Source organism: Aeromonas veronii bv. veronii (genome assembly GCF_000820225.1).
GTDB classification, from domain to species: domain Bacteria; phylum Pseudomonadota; class Gammaproteobacteria; order Enterobacterales; family Aeromonadaceae; genus Aeromonas; species Aeromonas veronii.
This window is the reverse complement of sequence record NZ_CDDK01000030.1, coordinates 23,070-32,143: the sequence shown is the minus strand read 5'-3', so window position 1 is coordinate 32,143 and position 9,074 is coordinate 23,070. Positions and strand designations below refer to the sequence as shown.

7 protein-coding genes are annotated in these 9,074 nt (G+C 59.5%); 3 read left to right on the top strand and 4 right to left on the bottom strand.

What is annotated here, in order from left to right:
* The 3 genes from BN1139_RS12660 to BN1139_RS12650 all read right to left on the bottom strand — a co-directional run.
* A partial coding sequence (locus BN1139_RS12660; RefSeq protein ID WP_041980540.1) for an efflux RND transporter permease subunit occupies window positions 1-360 on the bottom strand: 360 nt, incomplete at its 3' end.
* Complete coding sequence (locus BN1139_RS12655) at window positions 357-1,865, bottom strand: efflux RND transporter periplasmic adaptor subunit (protein ID WP_005353246.1); 1,509 nt, start codon at window positions 1,863-1,865, stop codon at window positions 357-359. The genes BN1139_RS12655 and BN1139_RS12660, both read right to left, overlap by 4 nt.
* Window positions 1,866-2,158: 293 nt before the next feature.
* On the bottom strand, window positions 2,159-2,659 hold the full coding sequence (locus BN1139_RS12650) for a hypothetical protein (protein WP_005353244.1): 501 nt from the start codon (window positions 2,657-2,659) through the stop codon (window positions 2,159-2,161).
* Window positions 2,660-3,051: 392 nt separating this feature from the next.
* On the opposite strand from BN1139_RS12650, the gene BN1139_RS12645 reads away from it, so the two are divergent.
* The 3 genes from BN1139_RS12645 (at window position 3,052) to BN1139_RS12635 (ending at window position 5,908) form a co-directional block, all read left to right on the top strand.
* A complete protein-coding gene (locus tag BN1139_RS12645; protein ID WP_005353242.1) occupies window positions 3,052-4,236 on the top strand; it encodes an OmpP1/FadL family transporter in 1,185 nt (394 codons plus the stop codon).
* Window positions 4,237-4,520: 284 nt separating this feature from the next.
* The gene (locus tag BN1139_RS12640; protein WP_021231217.1) at window positions 4,521-4,826 is read left to right on the top strand and encodes a hypothetical protein; all 306 of its coding nucleotides are present in this window, start codon (window positions 4,521-4,523) and stop codon (window positions 4,824-4,826) included.
* Window positions 4,823-5,908, top strand: a complete 1,086-nt coding sequence (locus tag BN1139_RS12635; protein WP_005353238.1) for an HlyD family secretion protein — start codon at window positions 4,823-4,825, stop codon at window positions 5,906-5,908. Before BN1139_RS12640 ends, BN1139_RS12635 begins: the two co-directional genes overlap by 4 nt.
* 60 nt (window positions 5,909-5,968) lie before the next feature.
* On the opposite strand, the gene BN1139_RS12630 is transcribed toward BN1139_RS12635, so the two are convergent.
* Window positions 5,969-9,073 carry an efflux RND transporter permease subunit gene (locus BN1139_RS12630; protein ID WP_005353224.1) on the bottom strand — a complete coding sequence of 1,035 codons (3,105 nt, stop codon included), beginning with the start codon at window positions 9,071-9,073 and terminating at the stop codon, window positions 5,969-5,971.
* Between the last annotated feature and the right edge of the window lies 1 nt (window position 9,074).

Sequence of the window (9,074 nt, the reverse complement as noted above, 5' to 3'; positions counted from 1 at the left end):
GTTGGGGGCCACCTGGCTCAGGTACTCCAGTACCCGGGCACGGGCCCAGTAGAGGTCGGTGTTGTCGTCAAACAGCACATAGACGAAGGAGTCGCCGAAGAAGGAGTAGCCGCGCACCGTGGTGGCCCCCGGCACCGCCAGCATGGCGGTGGTGAGCGGGTAGGTCACCTGATCTTCCACCACCTGGGGCGCCTGGCCCGGATAGGAGGTCTTGATGATCACCTGCACATCGGAGAGATCCGGCAGGGCATCCACCGGGGTTTGCTTGACCGACCAGAGCCCCCAGGCGGTGAGCATGAGGGTCAATAGCAGCACCAGAAAGCGGTTGCCCACGGACCAGCGAATAATCGAGGGGATCATGGCTTGGCTCCCATATTGTGCTGGCTATGGCCCATCCCTTCCATCTCATCTTTTTCCTGCTCAAGAGCATGGCCGCTGGTCGGGGCCTTCTCCTGATGGATGGTGGTGATGCGGTACTCATCCCCCTCCTGCATCACCTGAAGATGGAGGGTCTCCCCCTCGACCAGCTTGCTGATGTCGACTCCTTCGGCGACGGTGAACTCCATCTCCATGGCGGGCCACTGCCACTCGGGGATGGGCTGGTGGGAGACCATCAGGGTACGGTTGGCCCGATCGATGCTTTCAACCTCGCCCTGGGTCCATACCTGGGCTGGGCGCACCGCCGTCATACGTTGGAAGTCCGAATCGATGGCCGACTCGGAGTCGAGCAGGAACTGGGCCGAGCTGACGATGTTATCCCCAGCCTCTACCCCCGCCTTGATGGCGACCTTGTCGCCAAACTGGGGGCCGAGAGTGACGGCGACCGACTTGAAGCTGCCATCCCCCAACGCCAGCACCAGCCGATCCTGACTGCCTGTGCGGATCACCGCTTCGCTCGGCACCACCAATTGCGGCTCTCCCTGCCCGGTGCGAATGCTCACCTTGGCAAACATGTTGGGTTTCAAAAACTCGTCCGGGTTGTCAAAGCGCAGCCGCACCTTGAGGGTGCGAGTAGCGGCATCGAGGGTCGGATAGAGGTAATCCACCTTACCTTGCCAGCTGCGGCTGGGGGCATAGTCGAGGGTCATGGTGACCGGATCCCCCACCTTCAGCTGGGCGGCCTGGCGCTCGAACACCTCTGCACTGACCCACACCTGCTTGAGGGTGCTGATGTTAAAGAGGGCCGCGGCGGGCTCCACATACTGGCCTTCGCGCACCTTCAGCTCGGAGGCATAACCGCTGCTGGGGGCATAGATACGCACCGTCTCCTGCACCTGACGGCTGCGCTTGAGGGCGGCGATTTGATCCGCCGGCACCTGTAGGGACTTGAGCTTGCCCTCGGCAGCGCGCAGCAGCAGTGGGTTGGCTGTGTTGAGGGCGAGCAGGTACTCGTGCTGGGCGTTGACCAGATCCGGCGCGTAGAGCTCGTAAATAAGGCTTCCCTTGCTCACCTGCTGCCCCTCGCTCTTGATGGCGAGGGTGCGGATCCAGCCCGCCATGCGGGCGTTGACCGCCTCCAGCCTGTCCTCGTCATAGCCGACGTAGCCCACCGTCTCGATCTGCTGGTGGATAGGGAGCTTCTCTACCTTGGCGAGCCGCACCCCCAGGTTCTGCTGGATCTCGGGGCTGATGGTGACTGTGCCCGGCGAGCCGTTTTTTTGTTCCTCATAGACGGGGATAAAGTCCATCCCCATGTTGTCCTTGGCCGGGCCGTCGCGCTTGTCGCGGGGATCCATGGGGTTGACCCAGTAAAGGGGCGTCTTCTCCTTGGCTGCAGTGCCAGCGGAGGTCTGTTTGGCGGCCCAGTAGCCGCCACCAGCTCCAAGGGCGAGCAGCAGGGCCGACATCAGGACGGTCTTGTTCATGACTGGCCTCCTACGCGGATCTGCATGCAGAAAGTGCAGGAGGGTAATGCGCCCGCAAAGGCAGCAACCTTGGACGGTGAAAAGTGGGCTGGTGACATAATACGTCTTCTCTTTTGCAGGCCGCCGGTCGGGTGAGGTGCAAGGCATCACCCAAGGGATTGGCGGCAAACGGGGCGCAGCTGTATCAGCGCGCACGGCTCCCTGTTGCTGGCGGGGCCAGTCGTCACAGGGTCAGGCAAGGCAGCAGAAAACGGACAAGCCGAGGCTTGCCGCTGCCGCAAGAGAAGGACTTTCTAGTGGCGTAACACCGACAGCATCAGATGTCGGCGCGGCCAGGAGGGAGGGTGAGTACCGCGCGATCGCAGGAAGGGATCCCGCAACCAGTTATCAAGCAGTGCAGTTGCGAAGTTGTTGCAAAGTAGCAAGGGAAAGAGCAGCAGAGCGACCAGTACCCCAAGCAGAGTCATCGCGCCGAAGGAGAGAGCATTGACGCCGGTCTGCATCTGGCACTCATCGCCCATGGCTGACCCCTCGTCTCCCTGATGGCAGGAGAGGGGCATGACATCGTCCGGGTGATCCATCGCGGGCATTGCATGAGAGATATCGCTATCCGCCATCGCCATGGATGAATCGAACATCACCATCGATTGGGCGCTGCTGGGGGTCGGCTCGGAGGAGAGGGGAGAACCATGCCAGCTAATGCAGAGAGTCAGATTGCAGACGAGCAGCAGCGCCAGCAATAGCCGGACCAGAGCAACTGAGGGCAATCTTGCAGCAAGCTGGGTGAGTGACAATCCGGGCATCCTTCGGGAGCAGATGGCGGGACTGTAAACCTTACCACGAGGTGAAGGTCAATGGCGCCGGTGATGTTATAGAGGTGCTGTGTTGGGGGGGGATATTTAAGCAGTGCTTAACCATTGCGTATGCCCAACCCTAATGAAGCATGCCTCTCATCCCGTTAGGATGCCCCTGTCAGTTACCACGATGGCGTGATGGTTCACTCTTTTGCTCCGGCATAAATGACTGCGGCAGGAGTGCTTGCCGACCTTATCCATCCCGTGACGCCATGAGCGAGCAGTATAAAGCCGCAGGTCTCCCGGATGCTGACAATCAAAGAGTCAAACCGTGTTTTTGAGCAGCACACCTTGCCGGGTGCTCACCATGTTCACTATTCAGGAGTATTGAAATGCAGCCACGACTGTTGTCGCTGATGCTTGCCGCTTTGCTGAGTCCATCAGCCATGGCTGGCGGCCTTGCCCTCTACGAGACCAGCACTGCCAACAGTGCGCTGGCCAACGCAGGGTCTGCCGCCCGTGCCCAAGGGGCAGATACTATCGCAAGTAACCCGGCCGGTATGACCAAACTGGAAGGTACCCAGTTGCAGGTCAATGGCGGTGTGGTATACGGCGACCTTGAGCTGGATCTGGACAGCGGCGGTAACAACGGTGGAAATGCCCTGCAGACCGCGCCGCTCGGCAGCCTCTATCTGACCCATGCGATCGACGATCAATGGGTCGCAGGTATCGGCGTCTTTGGCAGTCACGGTCTGGGTATCGATTATGGCGATGGCTGGGATGGTCGTGGTTATACCCAGTCGGCCAAGCTGACCGGCATCGCCTTTGCTCCGAGTCTGGCGTACCGCATTGACTCAAATTGGTCAGTGGGAGCCAGCCTGATCGCCATGAATGGTTCGCTGGAAGCCTCTGTGGATCTGACGTCCGGGATGGGGGAAGGGCGGGAATTCTCCAACAGCGACTGGGCGTATGGCGCCTCCTTCGGGGTACTTTACGAGTTGGATCAGCACTCCCGTATCGGCCTGAGCTACTTCTCCGAACTGAAGTGGGAGCTGGAAGATCAGCTCTTCCCACGTGCTGATGTGGCAGGTCTAGGGGTCGAGATCATGATTCCGCAGACCATTACGCTAAGTGGCTATCACCAGCTCAACGACCAGTGGGCCTTGCTGGCCAGTGCCAACTGGCAGCAGTGGTCCCGTTTTGGCGATATCGGTGTGGCATCTGCCATGGGCAGCCAAACCATTGATATGAATTACAAGGATACATGGCATGCCAGCCTGGGGGCACAGGTTGATGTCACCCCTGCACTGCGTTTGAGCAGCGGAATAGGCTATGACAGTAGTGCCGTGAGTGATGAGTACCGTACTGTGATGCTTCCAGTGGGTTCTGGTTGGCGCTGGGGTCTGGGGGCCAGTTATCAGTTGAGCCCAGCCACCAAGGTGGAAGCCAGCTATACCCTGGCCTGGCTGGGTGATATGCCAGTGGATCAGGACGGGATCGGTCGCCCGCACTTGTCCGGCAGCTACAACAACAGCTACCTGAACTTCTTCAACATCGGTGTGCAACACCAGTTCTGAGTTGTGAGCCTTGCAAGCCTTCACTGGTTGGGGGCTTCTCCATCCTAGCCGTCGCGCCGATCCGGCGCGTTATTAGCTGGGTGGCTCGTGAGGTCCACTTGTTTGCTCATCCGTTACTCAAGGAACAACATCAAATGTCATCACAATCAACCTCTGCGTTAGCGCGGTGGCTTTGGCGCCTGACGTTTATATTGGTCACGGTCGCTCTGGTTGTCTTCTTCTCGAAAGGTGCCCACATCTATCCAATTGAGGCGACCAGGTTCAACCATGCTTTGCCTGCCATCATGGTACTGCTTGATTCCGAGATCTTTATGGGGGTGATTACTGTGATCACTCTCTATGTGGTCCTCTATCTGGTCTATCTGCTGTGGCAACTGCATGAGATCGCTGTGCATCGTGCCAAGGTGTCTGAGTCGGTGCATATCACCCTGGTGTTTGCGCTCTCCTTGTGCGGACTGTTTATCGACAAGACCTGGTGGGTGCTTGCCGTTATCATCGCCTTTGCCCGTTGGGATGTGCTGAGCGAGCGGATGAGCCTTATTATCGGCCATGGTATTCGACGTGGCCGTCATGAGGGGGAGGCATCATGAAAGAGATCCTGCTGCCCTATATCCTGATCGTCTGGTTGCTGGTCAAGCTGAACATATTGCCTTGGAACCTAAAAACTGGTTTTTGGAGTACCGCAATTGGCGCGTTATTGGCGCTTGGTTTGTTGACTACCTCTCGCCATTTGGCTCCGGTGGATTTTACCGATTCGGCGACGGTCAAGGCGCCTCATGCGGTGTTGGGACCCTTACTAGGCATCAACCAGTTTCATCAGATAGATCAGATCTATGTTGCGCATAATCAGCGCGTTGCGCGTGGTCAGCCCATTTATAGTCTTGCGGACTGGGAGAGTAACGGTAAGGCTCAGGCGTTGAGCTATCAGATTGACGCCCAGCATGCCCAGGTGGCGTCAGAGGTAAGCCAGCAGCGAGCGATCCAGTCACGACTGAACCTCAATCACAAGGAATTGGCTCGGCTGACCCAGTTGGGTAACTTTGCCAGTATTCAGAGCCGTGACCAGCTGCAGACCCAAATTGATGGCGATCTGGCGCAACTGAGTGCCAGTGAAGCGAAGGTTCAGGCGATTGAAGCTCAGGTGTTGAATCTAGAGACAGAGCTGGCCTTGCAGGAGCGACGGAATGAAGAGAAGGTGATCAGGGCTCCGTTTGATGGTCAGGTCTCGATAGTCAATATTGCCAGCGGTTCCCGTACCGGCAACATGCACCTATACGACACTTCTCGCAAGTTTCTGGAGTTTCGCATTCCGGATCAGAGTTTTCGCAACATAGCACCAGGCCAGTTTGCCGAGTTTTATGTAGATGCCTATCCAGGGCGCATCTTTCGGGCACGGGTGCACTCAGTACTTACTGGTACGGGGGAGGCCCAGATGAGTGTTGCGCAGGGGGATCAGGATGTACGGCAGCATGTGGGCAACAACATGTCCAGCCATGGCCGGACAGTGGTGCTCGACATGCTGGTGCCGGACGGTGTGGACTTGCCAATTGGGGCAACCGGCTCAGCCTGGATTTCGGCACATAAACCCCATCCGCTGCTTGGCTTCATCGACATCATCGGTGCGGCTACCGTGCGTCTCAAGGCGATGAAGGCCTATCTGTTTGCGATGTAACGGAGTGACATAAAAAAGCCCCTCCGTGAGGGAGGGGCTTGGTGAGCGAGACCGCAGTGGTCAGGCCCGTTTCTCCGAGCGGCGCATGATGAGCCGGAAGAAGAGCGGGATAAAGAAGATGGCGATAAAGGTGGCCGCCAGCATGCCGCCGATCACCGGCCAGCCGAGGGCGTGACGGCTTGCCGCACCGGCCCCGCTGGAGGTAACCAACGGCACACAGCCGAGGATGAAGGCGAGCGAGGTCATCACGATGGGGCGGAAACGCAGGCGCGCCGCCTCCAGTGCCGACTCGATGAGGCTCATCCCCTCTTCGTGCTTCATCACCGCGAACTCCACGATCAGGATGGCGTTCTTGGCGGCAAGGCCGACCAGGGTCACCAGTCCGATCTGGAAGTAGACGTTGTTGGTCAGCCCCACCAGCCAGGTGGCGAGCAGGGCACCGAACAGGGCGAACGGTACGGCGGTGATCACCGCAAACGGCAGGCTCCAGCGTTCATACTGGGCGGCCAGAATGAGGAAGATCATCACGATACCGAAACCAAAGGCCATGCCTGCACTGCCTGCGGCCGCTTTCTCCTGATAGGCGGAGCCGGTCCACTCCAGCTTGGCGTCGTTGCCCAGAGCCTCATTGGCGACCTCTTCCAGCGCGGCGATGGCCTGACCCGAGCTGTAGCCTGGGGCGGGCTGGGCCATGATCTTGGCGGCCTGGAAGATGTTGAAGCGTTCGACCAGTTCGGGGCCGGTGGCATCACGCACCGTCACCAGACTGCTGAGCGGGATCATCTCCCCCTTGTCGGAGCGGACATAGACGTTGCGGATGTCGCTCTTCTTGGCGCGATAGTCTGCCTCGGACTGCAACTGCACCCGGTAGGTACGGCCGAACTGGTTGAAGTCGTTGACATAGACCTGGCCGAAGGTGGCCTGCATGGTGTCGAACACCGCGTTGATCGGCAGCCCCAGCGCCTTGGCTTTTTCGCGATCCAGGTCGAGATAGACCTGCGGCACGTTGGCGCGGTAGGTGCTGGTGACGCTGGCAAACTCCGGGCGCGCCTTGGCTGCTTCAAGGAAGCGCTGTACTTCGCCTGAGAAGGCCTGGGCGTTGCCGGTGCCACGGTTTTGCAGATAGGCCTCAAGGCCACCTGTGGTGGACATCCCCTGAATGGGAGGCGGGTTGAAGGAGGCGACAAAGCCATCCGCCAGCCCCATCAGGCTCAAGCCCTGGAAGGTCTTGGCCAGCGAGAAGGAGTCCTGTCCGGCCCCCTGACGCTCGCTCCAGTCCTTCAGGGTAATGAAGGTCATGCCGCTGTTGCTGATGATGGCATTGGAGAGAATGTCAAAGCCCGAGAAGGTAATCACATCCTTCACATGGGGGTTGGCCATGGCGATCTTGTCGAACTGATCCGCCACCGCCTGGGTCCGGCTCATCGCGGCCGCATCCGGCAGCATGACGGCGGAGATGAGGTAGCCCTGATCTTCGTTCGGTACCAGTTCGCCCGGCACTTTCAGGAAGAGGCCGTAGATGGAGAGGATCAGCACGGCGATGATGGCAAAGGCGACCCCCACCCGACGGTTCAGGAAGGCTACACCCCGCACATAGCCGCGGGTCAGTTGGTCAAATTTTTCGTTGAACCAGACGAAGAAGCGGGCCGGTTTGTGGTGTCCCTCCTTGAGCAACACGGCACAGAGGGCCGGGGAGAGAGTCAGTGCCACCAGACCGGAGATGGCGACCGAGACCGCGACCGTGATGGCGAACTGTTTGTACATCACCCCCGTCATGCCGCCCATAAAGGCGACCGGCAGGAACACGGCGCAGAGCACCAGCACGATGGCGACCACCGGACCGGAGACCTCCTGCATGGCGAGGATGGCCGCCTCTTTGGCGGAGCACTTCTTCTCGCTCATGATCCGCTCGACGTTTTCGAGCACCACGATGGCGTCATCCACCACGATACCGATGGCGAGCACCATGCCGAACAGGGTCAGCAGGTTGATGGAGAAACCGAGCACCAACATGCCGGCGAAGGTCCCGATGAGCGACACCGGCACCGCGATACAGGGGATCAGGGTGGCGCGGAAGTTTTGCAGGAACAGGTAGACCACCACGAACACCAGTACGATTGCCTCGAACAGGGTGTGTACCACCTCTTCGATGGAGATCTTCACGAACTCGGTGGTGTCGTAGGGGATCTGGTACTCGATATCCTGCGGGAAGCGCTCCTTGAGTCGCTCCATGGTGGCATGCACCGCATCGGCGACCGCGACGGCGTTGGCGCCCGGTTGCAGATAGGTGGCAATACCGATGGCCGGTTTGCCGTTGGCGCGGGCGACCAGATCATAATCCTTGCCCCCCAGCTCGACCCGGGCGACATCGCGGACCCTGATCTTGGAGCCATCGGGCATGGAGCGGACGATGATGTTCTGGAACTCCTTCACATCCTCAAGGCGCCCCTTGGTCTGCACCGTGTAGGTGAAGTCGATGGGGGCCGTGGTGGGCTGGGCACCAATCTTGCCCGCCGCGAACTGGGTGTTCTGCTCGCGAATGGCGCCAATCACGTCGCTCGGGGTGAGCTCGAGCTGGGCCAGTCGATCCGGCCGCAGCCAGATGCGCATCGCATAGTCGGTACCGCCAAACAGAGTGGTATCACCGATGCCGGGAATCCGCTTGAGCTCATCGATGATGTTGAGCAGGGCGTAATTCGACAGATAGGTGGTATCAAACGAGCCGTTCGGTGACTGGAGGGTGACCACTTGCAGGATGGAGGTCGATTTCTTCTTGACCGTCACCCCCTGCTTTTTCACCTCTTCCGGCAGCTGGGCCATGGCAGCCGAGACCCGGTTGTTGACGTTGATGGTGGCCTGATCCGGATCGGTGCCGATCTCGAAGTAGACGTTGAGGTTCATCTGGCCGTTGGAGGCCGACCCCGACTGCATGTAGATCATCCGCTCGACGCCGTTGATCTGCTGCTCCAGCGGTGCTGCCACGGTCTGGGAGATCACCTCCGGGGTTGCGCCCGGATAAAACGCCGTGACCGAGACCACCGGCGGGGTGATCTGGGGATATTGTTCGATGGGGAGCGCCCGCATCGCCGCCAACCCGCCCAGCACGATAATGATCGAAATCACGCTGGCGAAGATGGGGCGTTCTATGAAGAACTTGGAAAACATA